Raw genomic sequence first — 18,525 nt, 5'->3', positions numbered from 1 at the left:
GGTCGATTTGCGTGAATTCCTGGATGTGGATGGACGCGGTCTAGGGGCACTCCGCGACTTCCGGGCGAACCGGGCCGCGAAGTGACTGTCGCACCGGACAGTCAGCCCGTGATCGTCGGTATGGCGTGTCGTTTCCCCGGCGGCGCAGACGATCTCGACTCCTACTGGTCGATCCTGGAAAGCGGCGTCGACGCGACCTCCGAGATACCGGCTGAGCGTTGGAACGTCGACGAGCTCTATTCGGCCGAGCGGGCCGAGGGAATGATGAGCACGCGTCGCGGCGGATTCGTGCGTGATATGTACGGATTCGACGCCGCGTTCTTCGGCATCAGCGAGGCCGAGGCGCGCGGGATGGATCCGCAGCACCGAATGCTGCTCGAGACCACATGGACGGCCTTGGAGGATGCCGGCGTCGCTCCGTTGTCTCTGCGCGGCAGCAGAACCGGAGTCTTCGTCGGCCCCGCCCAGAACGAATATCTGGCGCCGAGCTTCACCGGGGCGGGCTATGGCGGCGTCAACAGCTTGCTCTGTATGGCCGCCGGCCGCATCGCACACTTCCTCGATCTCGCCGGTCCGGTGGTCGCCCTCGACACCGCATGCTCGAGTTCACTTGTGGCTCTGCATATGGCGTGCCAAAGCCTGGCAGCCGGCGAATGTGACATGGCGGTGGTGGCGGCATCACAAGCGATCGTCAACCCGATCCAGCACCTCCTGCTGTCCGAGATCGATGTGTTGTCGCCGGATGGGCGTTGCAAGACTTTCGCCGAGGATGCCGACGGCTTCGCTCGCTCGGAAGGGAACGGTGCGCTGATCGTGATGCCCCGGGGCGCGGCCCGGGAACGGGGTATGACCGAGCGGGCGGTTGTGCGGGCCACCGCGATCAACCACGACGGACATACCCCCGCGTTGATCGCTCCGTCGGCGACGGCGCAGCACGAGGTCCTCGAATTAGCGCTGCGCAAGAGCGGAATGCGGCCCGAAGACATCACCTTTGTCGAGACCCACGGCACCGGTACACCAGTCGGCGATCCCAAGGAAGTCGAGGCCATCATGGCGGCGTTCGGCGCCGCTGGACGGAATCGGCTGACACTTGGAGCGGTCAAGACCAATCTGGGACATCTCGAGCAAGCGGCCGGAATGGCCGGCCTCATCAAGACGGTCCTGAATCTGCAACGCTGTGAGATCGCTCCGAATCTGCATGCAGGATCGATGAATCCCGCCCTCGACCTGGCCGGCGCCCCGGCACGCGTGCCGGTGCAGCGCGTCCCGTGGCAGCCCTCGGCCGGTGGGCGACGTCTAGCCGGGGTCAGCGGATTCGGGTTTTCCGGGACCAACGCACATGTGCTGCTCGAACAAGGGCAGGGCTTCGGGCGGCGTAGCGAGACCGAACGCACGCATCAGCTGCTTTGCCTGTCCGCCAAGACAGATTCGGTGTTGGGCGCCATCGCCGGGAATCTGGACCGGTTTCTGCGCGCGTCGCCGAGTGCAGAGTTGGCCGACGTCGCCTATACGCTTGCGGTGGGTCGGTCAGCCTTCGAACGCCGGGCCGCGATCGTGTGCTCGACTGCGAAGACTGCTCGCGAAGCACTCACCGCCGTGGCCGCCGGAAACGACCACAACAACCTCATCGTGGGCCGCGTCATCAAGGCTCCCCGGGTGGCGTTCCTATACTCGGGACAGGGGTCTCAGACACCGGGGATGGGCCGGCACCTGTTCGACAGCGAGCCGATCTTCCGGGATGCGCTGACGCGCTGCGCCGAGCTGCTCGATGGCCGTTTCGATCAACCGCTGTTCGAGGTGATGTTCGACAACGGCGGCACGATTCACGACACCCGTTACGCGCAGCCCTGCCTGTTCGCGTTCCAGTACGCGATGACTGAACTGCTGGCGAGTTGGGGGATCGTCCCGGATGCGGTCATCGGCCACAGCATTGGTGAGTACGCGGCCGCGTGCGCCGCAGACGTGCTGTCGCTCGAGGACGCGCTGTGGCTGGTCGAACGGCGCAGCAGCTGCATGGCGTCTGCGCAACCCGGGGGCGCCATGGTGGCGTTCTCGGCATCCGCCGAGCAGATGGCCGAGTTGCTGGCTCCGTTCGCTGATGTCGTCGGTTTCGGCGCTATCAACAGTCCCCGGAGCACAGTGCTGAGCGGGGACAGTACGGCGATCGACCACATCATCGAAGCGGCGGAAGCGCTCGATATCCGAACCACCCGCCTGACGGTGTCACACGCGTTCCATTCGCCGCACATGGATCCCATCCTGGAGGAATTCGAGAACAGCGCGCGCCAGATACACTACGGCGCACCGCGACTCCCGTTGATGTGCAACCTCACCGGCCTGCCCGCCGAGCCGGACACACTCGACAGTCGCTACTTCCGCGACCACGTCCGTCAACCCGTGCAGTTCGGGCCCGGCGTAGCGTCGCTGGCCGCCGACGGTTGCAATGTGTTCGTGGAGATCGGACCCCATCCGGTGCTGTCCCCGCTGGTCTCTCAGCTCGTGCCCGACGGCCACGTGGTCGGGACGCAGGTGCGCGGGCGCGACGGTGCCGAATCGGCACTGCGGGCCGCGGCGTCGCTCTACTGCGTGGGAGTGCAACCGGACTGGTCAACTTTCTTCGCCGGGCGTGAGCAGCAGCGAATACCGTTGCCCACGATGCCGTTCGAGCGGAAACCCTTCTGGTTGACCGACAGGGGTCCGATGTGGTCACGGAGTGGTCCAGAGAACCACCTTCGACCTTTGGCGCAGAAACGCAGCCCTGCGCCGCCCGATCCGGACTTGTACACCACAACCGTCGACTTCGAACAATTTGCCTACTTGGCTGACCATCGAGTGGCCGGAACCCCGGTCTTCCCGGGCGCGGCGTTCGTCGAGATGATGCTCGAAGCATTGCAGTGCGAATGGCCAGATGACAGAGTCGAACTTCGCGGGGTGATCTTCGAGCGGGCCGCGGTGCTGCCGGACGACGGGCGACGGACCTTCTGCACGCGATTCGAACTCGACGATAGTGGCGCGATCCGTGTCGAAGTCTTTGGCCGTCATCCGGACTCGCCATCGACCGACGAGTCGTGGGAACGGCATGCGACTGCGATGGCGGTCCTGGGTACGGCCGGTGACGAGGCGCCGGCCAGCGTCGACACCGACGTGCTGCGTCAGTCCTTTGGCGACGCTATCGACATCGAGAAGCACTATGCGGACATGGCCGCCGACGGACTCGACTACGGCGAATCATTCCGCGGGCTCCGTACCTTGCAGGGCTCCGTCGCGCGCCCGGCGGAAGCCGTGGCCGATGTTGTGCTGCCGGGATATGTATCCGCCCGGTCCTACCTCATCCACCCGGCGCTGCTCGACGCGTGCCTGCACGCGATCGGCGCGGCGCAGCGCGGACTCGCGGTGGCCCCGGGGGCATTCTTGCCAGTCGGAGTGGACCGCATCGAGCTCGGACGCGGAATTCAGGTGCCGGGGCAGGGCGGCGATGACCGCAAGCCACTCTGTGACGTGCTGTGCCACGTGCGGGTACGCCCCACCAGCAATGCCGACGCGCTCAGCGCCGATATCGATGTCCACCATGCGGGAGTGCTGGCGATGAGGCTGCACGGGTTGGCCCTGCAGCGTGCGGACAGCGCCGCTCTGCGCAAGCTCACGCGATCATCGATCACCGATGCATTCCTGATTCCTGTGTGGGAGAAGGCTGCTGAAATTCCCGCTGCCCACCCGGACCTGTTCGCCGGCCAAAGCTGGCTTGTGATCGGCGGTGAGGACGAACTGACCCGCAGCACCGTCGCGGCGTTGAAGACACGCGACGTGACGCCGACGCTGCTGACCGTCGCTGACGATGGCCGCGACGGCGCGGTCGAGCCTGGTTGTCCCGAAAGCGCGGCTCGCGCGGTCGGCGAAGTTCTGTCAAGTGTGCAGCGGTTCGACCGTGTGGTGTGCCTCTGGCCAGCGGGTCTCGAGGCGGGGCCGACGGCGCGTGCCGGCGTCAGCCACGCTGACGACAGTCTCGACGTCGACGCCACGACGGCAATCCTCCGCTCGGCAGCCGGCGGCGTCCTGCACGTGGCGCAGACGCTGCTGTCGCAGCAGGGCGCTCAACCGCCTGACTTCACGGTGGTGACCCGCGGGGCGCACCGGGTTCTCGACACCGAACAGGGTTCTCCTGCGCAGGCTGCGGTCTGGGGTCTTGGCCGCGTCATCGGCGTGGAACATCCCGAACTCCACTGCAGCATGGTTGATCTCGATAGTGGCGGTGACGCCGGCGTAGAAGAAGCAGATGCGCTGTTGGCCTCGCTCCAGTCCAGCGATCGGGAGTGGCAGGCTGCGCTACGCGGGAAGGATCGATTCGTATTCCGGCTGTCGGAGCTCAGTGATCGGACATCACTCGACCGACCCTCGGCGCCCGCGTACGCACTGACGTCCCGCATGCCAGGTGTGCTCGACGAGCTGGCGCTGGAGCCGTGTGCCGCACCCGCACCGGCCGACGACGAGTTGCAGCTGTCCGTCGAAGCTGCCGGTGTGAATTTCCGAGATGTGATGAATGCGCTGGGCGTCTATCCGGGGGATCCCGAACCCTTGGGCAACGAATGTGCCGCGCGCGTGACCGCGGTAGGAGCTGGAGTATCCGGTTTCGCCGTGGGCGATCCCGTCATCGCGCTCACCGGCGGAGCATTCCGGTCGATCGTCAACGCGAAGGCTGCCAGGGTGGTTGCCCGGCCTTCCAATCTCACCGCCGCGCACGCCGCCACCCTGCCTGTTGCCTTCTTGACCGCCGAACACGCGCTGACCAATCTGGCCAAGCTACGCCCGGGGGAGACCATCCTGATCCACGCGGCCGCCGGTGGGGTAGGACAAGCCGCGGTGCAATGCGCACAGGCCTACGGGGCAAAGATCATCGCCACTGCAGGCAGTCGGCGGAAGCGTGCGTTACTCCACGCACGCGGAGTGGCGCACGTACTGGATTCACGCACGCTGGACTTCGAGCACCAGGTGCTTGAACTCACCGAAGGGCGCGGTGTCGATGTCGTGCTCAACTCCTTGGCGAACGAGTTCGTCCCGGCCACGCTGCGCACCATGGCAAGCGGCGGGCGCTTCGTCGAGATCGGGAAGGTCACCGTGCTGAGCGCGGCGGAAGTGCCTGAGGGAATCCGGTACTTCCATTTCGACCTTAACGATCTGTGTGATCAGGAACTGCGGACGATGCTGGACGACGTTCTGGTTCGTATCGGCCGCGGCGACCTGCACCCGTTGCCCACACAGCAGTTCGATGCCACCGATGCCGTGCAGGCGTTCCGGCACATGGCCGGTGGCCGACACGTCGGCAAGCTGGCATTGCGATTCGGCCAGTGTGCCGGTCCAGAGTTCGACGCTGGGCCTGGAACATATCTGGTCACCGGCGGTCTCGGCGCGCTGGGACAGCTGACCGCACAGACGTTGCTCGACGCGGGTGCATCGAACGTGGTGCTGACCGGCCGCAACGTCACCGCGGCCGACGTGGCGGACTCGGTGCACGAGCTTGACCCCACCGGACGCAGACTCGTAGTACTGCCGTGCGACGTCGCTGACCGTGATCAGGTCGACGATGTGGTGCACACGATCAGGTCCCAGTACCCTCCGCTGCGCGGAATCATCCATGCCGCCGGGGTTCTCGACGATCGATTGCTCACCCAGCAGACCTGGGAGTCGATGCAGCAGGTGCTGGCGGCAAAGGTTGCCGGCGCGCAGAACCTGCACGCCGCCACCCTCAACGCCGGTGTGGACTACTTCGTGATGTTCTCGTCGGTGACCGCATTGCTCGGCACCGTGGGCCAGGCGAACTACGCAACTGCCAACGCATATATGGACGCGCTTGCCCATCATCGCCGCAGCCACGGCCTTCCTGCTGTGAGCATCAACTGGGGCGGGTTCGGCGACATCGGGATGGCTGCTCGCGACGGTGGCGCGCTGTTGGCGGCGATCAAGGCGTCGGGAATCGATCCCATCGCGCCGCCGGACGGCGCGGAAGCGTTCACCGCCCTGCTCGGCTCAGGTCACAGCCAGGTCGCGGTCCTCCCGGCGAACTGGGGGCGCTACCTGCCGCAGGCGCCCGAGCACCTGCGTGTCACGCTCAGCAGACTGGGTGGTGCAGTGCAGCGCCGGCGCAGCTCCGACGCCGGCGGCATAGACCTCTCGTCAGCAACTGTCGAAACGGTCGCGGCGCTGATCGAGAACGAAATCCGCAAGATGCTCTATCTGGACCCGGAGTTCGTCATCGATGCCCATGCTTCGCTGGAGGCACTGGGGCTTGATTCGCTGATGGCTGTCGAGCTGCGCAACACTCTCGGCCGACGGCTCGGCCTGACGTTGTCGGCCACGCTGCTCTTCGATTACCCGTCGCTGTCATCGCTCGCCGATCACCTCGCCTACGACCAGCTCGGGCTCGGCACCGACACCGACGCCGACACCGACGTTGCGGACGATGTGGTGGTGCAGCCGATTTCTGAGGTCCTCGACGAGGACGTCGTGTCGGATCTGGTGAGGCAAATCGAGTCGTTGCCCGAGACGGCCCAACGCGACTTGCTCGCTCGGATTCTGGAGGGATAGTGACGATGTCGACGTCGCGCCCCCACCGGACCCCCTCTGCCGGAGCCGGGAAACGGCGGCTTGCGGAATTGGCACGGGGAATGATCGCCAAGAACGAGCCCATCGCAGTGATCGGCATGGCGTGCCGGTTTCCCGGCGCAGAGTCGGTGGGCCAGTTTCGTGATCTGCTCCTGCACGGTATCGACGCGGTTGGCTCCGTTCCATCCGAACGCTGGGACGCCGACGCCTACTGCGCGGGGACAGCGGGGGGCAGGGGCAAGACGCCGGTCCGGCACGGCGGATTCTGCTCGGATTTCGCCGCTTTCGACAATGAGTTGTTCACCATCTCGCCCGAGGAGGCGGAGCGGATGGACCCCCAGCATCGGGTCCTTCTGGAGGTCGGTCACGAAACTCTGGCCTCGGCCGGCCTTAGTATGGAATCGGTCGCAGGCACGGCAACCGGTGTTTACGTGGGTATTTCGACGTTCGATTACTACGAGCGATTTTCTGCCCATGACCTCGGCGGGCTGCTGGGCACGGGGCTCGCACACAGCGCGGCCGCGGGCCGACTGGCCTATCACTTCGATCTCAACGGCGCGGCGGAGAGCATCGACACAGCCTGTTCGAGCGCCCTTGTGGCCGTGCACCGCGCCTGCGGCGCGTTGGCCAGCGGCGAGGTGGATGCCGCGCTGGCCGGCGGTGTCAATGCGATGTTCTCGCCGAGCGTTCACATCGCGTTTTCACTCGCTGGAATGCTGGCCCCCGACGGCCGGTGCAAGACTTTCGACGACCGGGCGGACGGGTACGGCCGCGGCGAGGGTTGCGGGCTGGTCATGCTCAAGCGGCTCTCGGACGCCCAGCGCGACGGCGACCCGGTGTTCGCGCTGATCTCTGGCAGCGCAGTCAATCACAACGGACGCAGCCACGGGATGGCCGCACCCAACGGTCCGGCCCAACAGGCGGTCATCAGGCGGGCATTGCAGGCGGCCGGAACGCCGCCCGACGACCTGGGCTGCGTGGAGGCCCACGGCATCGGCACCTTGCTCGGAGACGCAATCGAGTTCAACGCGCTGGCCTCGGTCATCAGCAGGCGGCCGCCCGGCCAGCGGGTCGCGGTCGGTTCGGTCAAGACCAACATCGGCCATCTGGAGGCCAGCGCCGGAATCGCCGGCCTGATCAAGGCCGTCCTCGAGGTCCAGATGAACGAAGTGTTCCCGCAATTGCATTTCAATCGCGCCAGTAGGCATCTCGACCTTGACGCCAACCCGTTGGCGATCGCAGAGGTCCGGCGTCCCCTGCCGCCCGGCCGGTCGAGGATCGCGGTGAGTTCCTTTGGTTTCAGCGGGACAAACGCCCACATGATCGTCGCTCCGGCGCCGATGACCGATGCAGAGCCGCCAAGCCGGGCCGATCCGTTCGTGCTTGCCTTCTCGGCGCGCACCACCGACGAACTGCGCCATACGGCCGGCCGTCTGGCGCGATATCTACGAGCCACCCCGTCGGTAGATCTGGCTGCCGTGGCGTCCCATCTACGTCGCCTGGACGCTCGAGGGTCGCAGCGATTCGCGTGTGTGGCGTCCACCGCGACGGAGGCGATCTCGGCGTTGCGACGATTCAGCACCGGAGCCGCAGTTGAGGCCGGCAGCTGGACCGGATCGGTGGCGAAGCGTCCGCGAATCGCCCTGTTGTTCACCGGTGAGGGCAGTCAATACGCCGGGATGGCGACCGGTCTCTACCAATCGGATCCGCTGTTCAGCGCCGCGTTCGACGAGGTCGCGGAGCTGATGGCCACCGAGCTGGACCGGCCGTTGCCCACGCTGCTGTCCGAGACGCCGCCAGTTGCGGAGCCGTGGCTCACTCAGCCACGGTACCGACAACCCGCGATCTTCGCGATCGGCTACGCGCTGGCGCAGTCTTTCGGTTCCAGGCAGCTGAATCCGTCGGTGGTTCTGGGCTGCGGCGTGGGCGAACTCGTCGCCAGCGTCGTCGCGGGTGTGATCGCCCTACCCGACGCTGCCCGTCTGGTGTGTCGACGCGGCGCGTTGGTGCACCGAGCTGCCGCCGACACCGCGATGGTCTCGGTGGCGGCAAGCGATGAGGACCTCGGTGACCTGGCTGCTGCGCACGGACTCGCAGAGGTTGACGTTGCGGTCGTCTACGGTCCCCGCAGCGTGGTGGTGTCGGTGCCCCGGTCCGATCTCGCCAAACTGTCATCATTGTTGTCCGACAGGAACATCGGCTACTTTGAGGTGGCGGTGTCTCCTCCGCTGCAGTCCCCATCGGGCGACGCCATCGCCGCCTTCACCGAATACGCGTCTGGACTGACCTTCCGCGCTCCGCGGATCCCGCTCGTGTCGAATGTCTCGGGGGCGCGCCTGCAGGAGATGTCGGCATCCTATGTCCGTGGTCACCTCCGCCGCACTGTCGAATTCCAGCTATGCCTGGAAACGGTGAAGGCGATGGACATCGACGCGGTGGTCGAACTCGGACCCGCTCCTCATCTGGCGGATTTCGCCAGATGCACTCTTGGACCGGATATCCCGATCATCACCACCCTGCGGCCAGGTCTCGACGACGACGTCGCGTTGCTCCGTGCCGCTGCGCAGCTGTACAGCCTCGGAGTGGGAATCGAGCGAGAGCCGCATGTGTCTCGAGCGTCTCAGGCGCCACGAGTGTCCGGATCCGAGCCGCCGCCCTGCTCGGTGTTCGATCGGAAAGTGTTTCTGTCGACCACGACTGCCGTCGATCCGGTGCAGCCCGTAGAGCCCGGAGCAGGAGCCGGGTCGGGTGGCGGGAATTGTCTAGGGGGAGGGAGTTCATTGTGACTGTGGCCACCGATGTGGCGTTGCGGGTTTACCGGCACGATTTCTGGGGCATCGACCAGTTCCTTGGTGACAACCTCGATGAGGACGGCGATGATTTTCTCGCCGATGCCCTGCGTCTGCCGAATGGGCGCTATGTGCGTCCCCCGGACTTTCGGATCGGCGACGAATACCTTCCGGTGCTCATCGAGGGGCTGCGCCAAGCGCGGATCACCGCGCTGTCCCTGGCCAGCTGTCGTCGCCTCACCGGCTCGGGCGTCTCGGCGCTGAGCGCGTTCCCCGAGGTGACATTTCTCGACCTGTTCAACACTCAGCTCGACGACGCCGACCTCGCCGTGCTGGCCGACTGTCGAAATCTGGAGGTGCTCAACCTTGCGGGCACCTCGATCACCGGGCCGGTGCTCGACGTCATCGCAACGCTTCCCAGGCTGCAGACACTGCACCTCGGCTACACCGCCCTGGCGTCTGGTGCGGTTGCCCCGCTGGCCGGCGCGCCCCGCCTGACGGTACTCAACCTCGCGTCAACACCGTTGGGTGACAACGACACCGAAGCCATCGCGACGATCGCCACCCTGCGGGAGTTGGGTCTGGAGGAAACCCAGGTAGGCGATCGCGGAGTCAGCGCTTTGAAACCGCTCGCCAGGAGCCTGACCCGACTGCACCTGGGCTACACCGCCGTTACCGATGGCTGTGTGCCCGACCTGTGCACCTTCAGTTCCCTGACCCGACTTCAGTTGCGCGCGACGCGCATCGACCGTGGCGCTGCCGGCGCCATCGCCGCCGCAGTCGCGGGTCTGAACTCGTCGGCCAACGACGACACGGCGAGGATCATCTGGTGACCGCCTGCGGCGCGGAGGCCCGCGGGCTTCTGGAGGTTTTCGCCGAGTACCGTGGCAGCTGGATCGACCTAGCGGCCCGACACCGGTATCCGGCTGCCGAACTGCGTCGCGGCGCGGCCGAGGTGACGCGCTGGCTGGCCGATTGGGGCGTCGGCGGTGCAGACCACGTGGTGCTGTCGGCGGCCAATTCCCCGGTTCTGCTGGCCCTGTTCATGGGGTTGCTCCAGCACGACGCGGTCCCGATATTGGTGCATGCCGACACCCCGGCGTACGAGTTGCAGCGGATCGCCTCGCGCGCACACGCCGATGCGATCATCACCCAACGGCAATCACCTGAGGCGCTGAGCGTCGGCGGGATGGTCGCCGATCGGCACCAGGTGCTGCCCTGGCTGGATTTCGCCGCCGGACGGTCACCCGCGCCCGAGGGCCACGACGGCGCACTGCGCGGCGTGTACATGCACTGTACGTCGGGCACGACGGGACGTCCGAAGCTCGCGGTCCGCACCGGTACGAGCGCCGTCGCCGACGGGCACAGCTATCTGGCCACTCTCGGGTTCGACAGGCACGACACCGTGCTCGCCGCGCCGCCAATGACCCACGTGTACGGGTTCGGCATGTGTGTGGTTACACCACTGCTCAACCACTCGCAGGTCGTCACGCTCGATCGCTATCATCCGCGTACGGTGGCCCGTGCGATCGAGGAGTATGGTGTCTCGATCCTGCCGGCGGTGCCCGGGATGCTCGAATCGCTGCTGGCCAGTTACAGCCCGACGACGCCCGTCCCGACGTGGACTTTTACCGCGGGTGCGCCGCTGCCACATGAATTGGCCCGCAAACACTTCGAGTACACATCGCGGTGGCCCTACCCGATGTACGGGACCACCGAGACGGCCCTGATCTCCGTCGCGCGAACCCAGGAGCAGGCTGAACAGCCGAACACCGTCGGCGTCGCCGCCGAGGGCGTCGACATCCGATTGTGCCCGGCGACCGAACCCGCTTTCGAGACGATGCTGGTGCGGTCGCCAATGGTGATGGCCGGCTACTTCGACGAGGACGGTCTCGACTCCTCGAGTGTCGAGCAGTCCTGGTACCGCACTGGCGACCTCGTATCAGGCTGCCCTGATGGCTCTTACCTGCTGGCCGGCCGGGAGAGTGAGATCATCAACGTTAACGGCCTCAAGGTTGTGCCGCGCGAAGTCGAGGACGTCATCGCCGCAATTCCGGGAGTGTCGGCGGTCAAGGCGTACGGCAAGAGCGCGGCATCTGACAGCGAACAGGTCAACGTCGCGGTCGTGGCGGACGAGCAGGTCAGCTCAGCAACGATTGCCGCGCACTGTCGGGCGCACCTCGTCTTTTACAAGCGTCCGAACATGATCCATTTGCTCGACACGCTCCCCATGACCCCGTCGGGGAAGGTGGTGACGTGTGAGCTGCCCTGACAGTGGAGGGATTGGCTCGGCAATGACGGTACCCAAGCCTGGGCACTCGGCACCGTCGGTGACGGCCATGAGGTTCGCATGAGCGAGACTCGCCTCGACTTTGAGACAACCGCATCAGACCGCGGTCACGAGATGCGCGATTCGCTCGTCCTGGACGGACACCTGTCTCGGCATGCCCTCAATTGGGCGGCGACTGGCCCCGTCCACATCGAGCTATCACCGGAGTGCCTGAAGGCGGTAGATCGCAATCGGAGCACTCTGGACGAGTTGGTGGCCAAGGGGGCCCTCATCTACGGTGTCACCACCGGCGTGGGGGCGCTGATGGTCAACGACGTCGATCTAGCCGAAAGCGCTGCCGCACAGGATGACCTGTTGCGCAGCCATGCTGCCGGCTGGGGGGACCCGTTACCGAACCACGTCGTGCGCGCGGGTGTGATCGTGCGCCTGAATGGCCTACTGCGAGCCCACTCCGGCATCCGTTCAGCAGTACTGCAACGCATCGCCCACATTCTCAACAGCGGTTTTGTCCCGATCGTTCCTCGGAGCGGCTCGTTGGGCGCGAGCGGTGATCTGGCACCGTCGGCACACGCATTCTTGCCGTTGATCGGAGACGGGGAACTGCTCGACAGCTCCGGTCGGCGTGTCACAGGTGCGCAGGTGCTGGCAGAGCTCGAGATCGCACCACTGACCCTGTCGTACAAGGAAGGGCTCTCGCTGCTCAACGGGACGCACTTCATGGCGGGGATCGCAGCCATTGTCGCCGCCCGGGTTGAAGTTCTGTTGGACACGGCCGACGCGACAGCTGCGATGTCGACCGAGGCGCTGCTCAGCGCGACATCGCCTTTCGATCCGCGGGTGCAACGATTGCGCGGGGGTGAGGGGCAGTCCAGAACGGCGATGAATTTATACAACACTACTTTCGGCTCCGAACATCTCACCGAATACTGCGGTGGCAGACAGGACCCGTACTCAACTCGATGCGTGCCTCAAGTCCACGGATCGGCGCGATTGGGGGCAGCATTCTTCGGCCAGATCGCTGACAACGAGATCAACGCAGTGACGGACAACCCATTGGTCTTCGCCGATCCGCCCCACATCGTCTCGGCAGGCAATTTCCACGGGCAAGCGCTGGCATTGGGGTTCGATACGCTTCGTATCGCGGTTGCCGACCTTGCCTCGATGGCCGAGCGCCGGGTATTCCGGCTGCTGGCGCCGTCGGAGAACCGTGGGTTGCCGGCCTTTCTGGGCGACGGGCGGGGCGCGTCGAGCGGCTACATGCTGTCCCAATACACCGCCGCAGCACTTCTCAGTGAGTTGCGAGCCCTGGCCTATCCGGTGAGCACCGACAATGTCCCGACATCCGGTGGGCAGGAGGACCACGTGAGCATGGGCATGACCGGTGCCCTGATGGCAATGGACGCGATCGACAGACTACAGGGCATACTATCGATCGAATTGGTCTGTGCGACACAAGCACTCGACTGCCGCGGTGGCCGCGCCGGGGTTGGCACTCGCGCTGTCCACGAGTTGCTCCGCGCGCAGGTGCCACCTCTCGGGCGTGATCGTTCGCCCGCCGCCGATCACGAAGCGGCCCGTCAGCTGATTGAATCCGGGGCGGTCGCGGCGATCGTCCGTAACTGCCACCAGTGGGCCTAGTGTCCGGTTCTCCTGCCCCGGTGGTCGAGCGCGATCGGCCGACGTGGCGCAAGGCTGACCTCAAGTTGTCGATCGAAGCGGTCGCATGAGTGTCCGTCGCGTGCTATCAAGACGCCAGAGTAAGTAGCACCTGTGACGAAAGAGGCGGCATGTCGGCAGCGCGCTGGGCGGCTCTGGCTGCGATGGTGACTGCTGGTTGTGCGCTGACCGGCTGTGTGGGCGCACCGGTCGACCAGCGGCCGGTGGTGCGCATTGTCGAGGCCGCCCAACCCTCGAGGGCGGTTCCGCTCGGCCAGTTCCTTCCAAACGCGCAGGAACTGTCCGCGACGCTCGGGACCGGACCCGACGCTCTGATGGGCCAGCTCGTCGAGGGTGACGCCGACATGCTGCTGCGCAGCGTCGGCGAGGTGCAGGCGACCCCGGTGCACTGCGTCAGCACCGCGTACCGCCTGCAGAAGATCGTCTACGACGACGGCCCCGTGCAGGCGGTGGCCACCGGTTCCTGGGCCGGGGGCGGCTTCGACGGGCCTCCGGTGTCCGGTTTCTTCGGGGTGGTGCAGATGGCCAGCGCCGCCGACGCGCAGGAGTTCTTCGCCACGCTCACCGACCAGTGGCGGCGCTGCAACGGTCAGACGGTGGCGCTGCAGCACGCCGGGCCCGGAGCCGACGAGTTGAGCAGGGTTTTCGGCGTCGCGCTCGACGATCGGGTGGTCTCGGCGAGCGTGCTGCACGCAACCGCAGGTCCCGGTTCCACGGCCACCTCGCGTGCTCTGGGGTTGGCCGGAGACTGCATCGTCGACGTGGAGCTGACCGACCCCCGGGCGGCAGCCGGCGAGCGGTCAGCCGTCGGTGTCACCGAACTCATTCTCGACAAGATCGCGGCGCGGCGCTGACGACGCCGTGTCCGGCGGGCACAATGCCTGGGTGTCCCTGACCGACCACCCGGTGACTGTGCTCGCGAACCGCTGCGTCGGTGCCGTCGCCGCGGTGCTCGTTGCGTCGGTGCTGCTGACGGGGTGCGTGCACTCGGTGCAGGGCACGGCGACCCGTCAGAGCCCGGGCCAGGGTGTCCCGGTGGACGTCCCGCCGCTGGACGAGGCCGATTTGGACGCCGTGCTGCTCACCATCGGTGAGCTCAACGGGATCATGGGTGCGACGCAGATGAAGGTCACCAGCGAACTCGACCAGATGACCGACCATTCCGCAAAGGTGTCCGACCCCGACTGTCTCGGCGCGGTGTACGGCGCCGAGGAACCGGTGTATGCGGGCACGGGCTGGACGGCGGTCCGTGATCAGGTGGCCCGCGAACCCACCGACGACAACGACCACTGGGTCGAGCAGACGGCGGTGTTGTATCCGGCCGCCGAGAACGCCCAGGAGTTCTTCGACAAGTCGGCGGCCATCTGGGCAGACTGCGCCAACAACGCGATCGGGGTGGGGGACGGCGATTATCTGTGGGCACTCGAGGACCTGCAGATGGACGACACCATGATCACCCAGACCGCCAACCAGGAAGGTGCCGACGGCTGGGGCTGTCAGCACGCGGTGACGCTGGTCGCCAACCTGACGGTGGAGGCGTGGGCGTGTGGGTACCGCATCACCGACGAAGCCGCCGAGATCGCCACGGCGATGATCGACAACGTGCCCCGGAAGTAGCTCGGGCCGCTACATCGGGGCGTTGGCCGGCTGGAAGTTGCCGGAGGTGTCGGCTTCTTCTTCGGCGCGGATGACGTGCACCACCGCGTTGATCAGGGCCAGGTGGGTGAACGCCTGCGGGAAGTTGCCCAGGTGGCGACCGGTACGGGGCTCGATCTCCTCGGCATACAGATGCAGCGGGCTGGCGAACGACAGCAACCGCTCGCACAGATGCTTGGCCCGGTTGAACTCACCGATCTCCACCAGCGCCGACACCAGCCAGAACGAACAGATCGTGAAGGTGCCCTCTTCGCCGGCCAGCCCGTCGTCGGTCTCCTCGACCCGGTAACGCAGCACCAGGCCTTCCTCGGTGAGCTCGTCGGCGATGGCCAGCACGGTGGCGCGGATGCGCGGGTCGTCGGAGGGCAGGAAGCGGGTCAGCACGGCCAGCAGCAGCGAGGCGTCCAGTGCGTCGTCGCCGTAGCGCTGGGTGAGCACACCGCGGGAGTCGACGCCGTGTTCGAGGATGTCGGCCTTGATCTCCTCGGCGATCACCCGCCACTGTTGGGAGTAGGACTTCTCGCCCTCCAGTTCGGCCAGCTTCGCGCCGCGGTCCAGCGCGACCCAGCACATGATCTTGCTCGAGGTGAAGTGCTGGGGCTCGCCGCGCACCTCCCAGATCCCGCGGTCGGGTTCACGCCAGTGCTTGATGGCCTCCTCGACCTGTTCCTTGAGCACCGGCCACAGCGTCTCCGGAATCTGCTCGCGGGACTTGGTGTGCAGGTACACCGAGTCGAGCATGGTGCCCCAGATGTCGTGCTGCATCTGGTTGTAGGCGCCGTTGCCGATCCGGACCGGGCGGGCGCTGTCGTAGCCGGACAGGTGGTTGAGTTCCTCTTCGATGAGGCTGCGTTCGCCACCCACGCCGTACATCACCTGCAGAGGGTGGCGTTGGCCGTTGTTGGCGCCGGAGACGTCGGCGATGAACGCGAAGAAGTCGTCGGCCTCACGGTCCAAGCCCAGGGTGTAGAGACCCCACAGCGCGAAAGTCGAGTCGCGCACCCATGCGTAGCGGTAGTCCCAGTTGCGTTCACCCTGGGGCGTTTCGGGTAGCGACGTGGTCGGGGCCGCCAGCAGCGCGCCGGTCGGGGAGTAGGTCAGGCCCTTCAGCGTCAGCGCGCTGCGCTGCAGGTAGGACCGCCACGGGTGGTCGGGGAAGTCGCCGACGTTGATCCACTGCCGCCAGGACTCGCTGGTCTTCCACATCTTGTCGGCGGCTTCCTCGAACGTCTGAGGGGCCGGGTGCCCCGACCAGCTCAGCGCGACGAACACGTTGTCGCCCTCACTGAGCCGGGTCCGGGCGCGGGCTTCGCGGCCCTCGAGCCCGATGCGCAGGTTCGTGGTCAACCGCAGCGTCGGGTGCGAGTCAGGGTTCTTGTTGGCGCGCGCGATCGCCTCTCCGTACGCCTGGGCGGAGTACTCCCAGCCGGCGCTGACCCGGTGGTAGTCGAACGACGGCTCGCAGTTCATCACCACTTCCACGGTGCCGCTCACACACTTCACGGTGCGCAGCAGGATGTGCTCGGCATCCCAGTCCATCGGGGTACGGCGATGGGTGCGGGACCGGGTCTCGAGGTCGTGCCACGGGCCCATCACCAGCGCATCACGCACGATCAGCCAGCCGGTGTGGGTCTGCCAGGTGGTCTCCAGGATCAGGCTGCCCGGCAGGTAGCGACGGGCCGCGGGCACCGACACCCCGTAGGGGCCCAGCCGGAAATGTCCCGCGCCCCGGTCCAGGATCGCCCCGAACACGCTCGGCGAGTCGGGCCGCGGCACACACAGCCACTCCACCGAACCGGCCGACGAGATCAGGCAGGTGTTCTCGCAGTCGGACAGGAAGGCGTAGTCCGCGATGGGAGGAAACGGGTTTCGCAGAGTACTGCCGGGGTACGAGAGCGGCTGGGGCACCACGGTGAAGGATGAGCGTCCGTCGCCGGTCGAGCCGTCGGAAGCCTCGGTTTGCTGCAAAGCCATTGGCACATCATCAACTGCCGGGCACCCCGTCGTCTACTCAGAACACCGGGTGTGTTCGGTGATCGCCGGACGCATAGTCTGACCGGATGAACGGCTTTCTCGGTTGGTGGGACGGCGTGGAGCTCTGGCTCACCGGTCTGCCGTTCGTCGTGCAGACGGTGGTGGTGATGCCGGTGGTGCTGTCGCTGGCGTACGGCATCGCGGTGTTGCTCGACGGTGCCCTGGGTAACGGTATCCGGCTTCGCCAGCGGATGCGCCGTCACCGGGACGTCGCAGACAGCGAAGGAGCAGACTCATGAGCGGCATGCCGCGGTCACGCGTGACGATGGCGCTGGTCGCGCTGATCGTCCTCGTCATCGTCATGTGGCTGCTCACCCGGTGATCGGGGGCACGTCCCGGTGGCGCACGGGGGCGGCCCTCGCTCTGGCGGTGACCCTTCTCGCGGCCTGCGGCGGTGGACCCAGTGACGTGGTCGGCGAGGACACCGGCCCGTCCGACGCCGAGATCACCCTGACCATGGCCGCGTTCGCGGTACCGGAGCCCGGGTGGGCCAAGGCGGCTCCCGCGTTCGCCGCCACCGAGGAAGGTGCCGACGTGGCGGTCACCGTGTCGTATGCCTCCTCCAGCGACCAGTCGCGGGACGTGGAGTCCGGCAAGCCCGCTGACCTGGTGAATTTCTCGGTCGCGCCCGACATCACCCGGTTGGTCGAGGCCGGAAAGGTCAGCGAGGACTGGGATGCGGGCGCCACCCGGGGCATCCCGTTCGGTTCGGTGGTCAGCTTCGCGGTGCGGCCCGGCAACCCCAAGAACATCCGGGACTGGGACGACCTGTTGGCGCCGGGAATCGAGGTCATCACCCCGAGTCCGCTGAGTTCGGGCGCGGCCAAGTGGAATCTGCTGGCCCCGTACGCGTGGGCCAGCGACGGTGGCCGAAACCCCGAGGCCGGCATCGCATTCGTCGACGAACTGGTGACCGAACACGTCAAGCTGCGCCCGGCATCGGGGCGCGAGGCCACCGACGTGTTCGAGCAGGGCAGCGGCGACGTGCTGCTGGCCTACGAGAACGAGGCGCTCAACTTCGATCTGGAGTACGTGAACCCGCCGCAGACGTTCAAGATCGAGAACCCGGCGGCGGTGGTGACGACCAGTCGGCACCGGGACAAGGCGACTGACTTCCTGAACTTCCAGTTCACCGAAGAGGCACAGACGCTGTGGGCCGAGGCGAACTTCCGGCCCGTGGACCCGGCCGTGCTGGCCGAGTTCGCCGACAAGTTCCCGGCCCCGGAGAAGCTGTGGACGATCGACGACCTCGGCGGCTGGGAGAAGGTCGATCCCGAGCTGTTCGACAAGGACCACGGCGCCATCACCAAGATCTACAAGCAGGCGACTGGATGACCACGGAGATGGCCGTCGCCGCCAGTGACCAGTCCCTGCGGGCCGGCAACCCTGCCGGCGCCGCACCGAGCTGAGGCGATTCCGATAGCCTGCAGTTCCGATTCGCTGCGCGGGCGCGCGGAAGAGACAGGGGACTACGCGATGGCG

The 18,525-nt window shown here is 66.5% G+C and carries 10 protein-coding genes; 9 read left to right on the top strand and 1 reads right to left on the bottom strand.

The genetic code is table 11. The features are described 5' to 3' along the window. The first annotated feature begins 108 nt into the window (after positions 1-108). The 7 genes from BEMPMBAN_RS28620 to BEMPMBAN_RS28590 all read left to right on the top strand — a co-directional run bounded on the left by BEMPMBAN_RS28620 (position 109) and on the right by BEMPMBAN_RS28590 (position 14,970). A complete protein-coding gene (locus BEMPMBAN_RS28620; protein ID WP_159234862.1) occupies positions 109-6,579 on the top strand; it encodes a type I polyketide synthase in 6,471 nt (2,156 codons plus the stop codon). Between the two features lie 80 nt (positions 6,580-6,659). Further along, positions 6,660-9,383, top strand: a complete 2,724-nt coding sequence (locus BEMPMBAN_RS28615) for a type I polyketide synthase (RefSeq protein ID WP_159234861.1) — start codon at positions 6,660-6,662, stop codon at positions 9,381-9,383. After that, positions 9,380-10,219: a leucine-rich repeat domain-containing protein gene (locus BEMPMBAN_RS28610; protein ID WP_159234860.1), complete on the top strand. Its 840-nt coding sequence runs from the start codon at positions 9,380-9,382 to the stop codon at positions 10,217-10,219. The genes BEMPMBAN_RS28615 and BEMPMBAN_RS28610 overlap by 4 nt, the downstream gene beginning before the upstream one ends. Then, positions 10,216-11,658, top strand: a complete 1,443-nt coding sequence (locus BEMPMBAN_RS28605) for a class I adenylate-forming enzyme family protein (protein ID WP_159234859.1) — start codon at positions 10,216-10,218, stop codon at positions 11,656-11,658. The genes BEMPMBAN_RS28610 and BEMPMBAN_RS28605 overlap by 4 nt, the downstream gene beginning before the upstream one ends. 78 nt (positions 11,659-11,736) lie before the next feature. Then, positions 11,737-13,314, top strand: coding sequence for an HAL/PAL/TAL family ammonia-lyase (locus BEMPMBAN_RS28600; RefSeq protein WP_159234858.1), 1,578 nt, complete (start codon positions 11,737-11,739; stop codon positions 13,312-13,314). A 149-nt stretch (positions 13,315-13,463) separates the two neighbouring features. Next, positions 13,464-14,207, top strand: coding sequence for a sensor domain-containing protein (locus BEMPMBAN_RS28595; protein WP_159234857.1), 744 nt, complete (start codon positions 13,464-13,466; stop codon positions 14,205-14,207). A gap of 37 nt (positions 14,208-14,244) precedes the next feature. Beyond that, positions 14,245-14,970 carry a sensor domain-containing protein gene (locus BEMPMBAN_RS28590; RefSeq protein ID WP_234897765.1) on the top strand — a complete coding sequence of 242 codons (726 nt, stop codon included), beginning with the start codon at positions 14,245-14,247 and terminating at the stop codon, positions 14,968-14,970. Between the two features lie 9 nt (positions 14,971-14,979). Here BEMPMBAN_RS28590 and BEMPMBAN_RS28585 read toward each other — a convergent pair whose 3' ends face one another. Then, positions 14,980-16,983 (bottom strand): glycoside hydrolase family 15 protein, encoded by a 2,004-nt coding sequence (locus BEMPMBAN_RS28585; protein ID WP_159234856.1) that lies wholly within the window; start codon positions 16,981-16,983, stop codon positions 14,980-14,982. Between the two features lie 86 nt (positions 16,984-17,069). Here BEMPMBAN_RS28585 and BEMPMBAN_RS28580 point away from each other — a divergent pair, with 86 nt between their 5' ends. Then, a complete protein-coding gene (locus BEMPMBAN_RS28580; protein WP_159234855.1) occupies positions 17,070-17,282 on the top strand; it encodes a hypothetical protein in 213 nt (70 codons plus the stop codon). 64 nt (positions 17,283-17,346) lie between these two features. Beyond that, entirely contained in the window at positions 17,347-18,378 is a 1,032-nt protein-coding gene (locus BEMPMBAN_RS28575; protein ID WP_234897748.1) for an extracellular solute-binding protein, read from the top strand. The last annotated feature ends 147 nt before the right edge of the window (positions 18,379-18,525 follow it).

Source organism: Mycolicibacterium austroafricanum (assembly GCF_902705885.1).
Lineage (GTDB): Bacteria > Actinomycetota > Actinomycetes > Mycobacteriales > Mycobacteriaceae > Mycobacterium > Mycobacterium vanbaalenii_A.
Note: the sequence above shows the minus strand (reverse complement) of the source record. Positions and strands in the feature narration are given on the sequence as shown.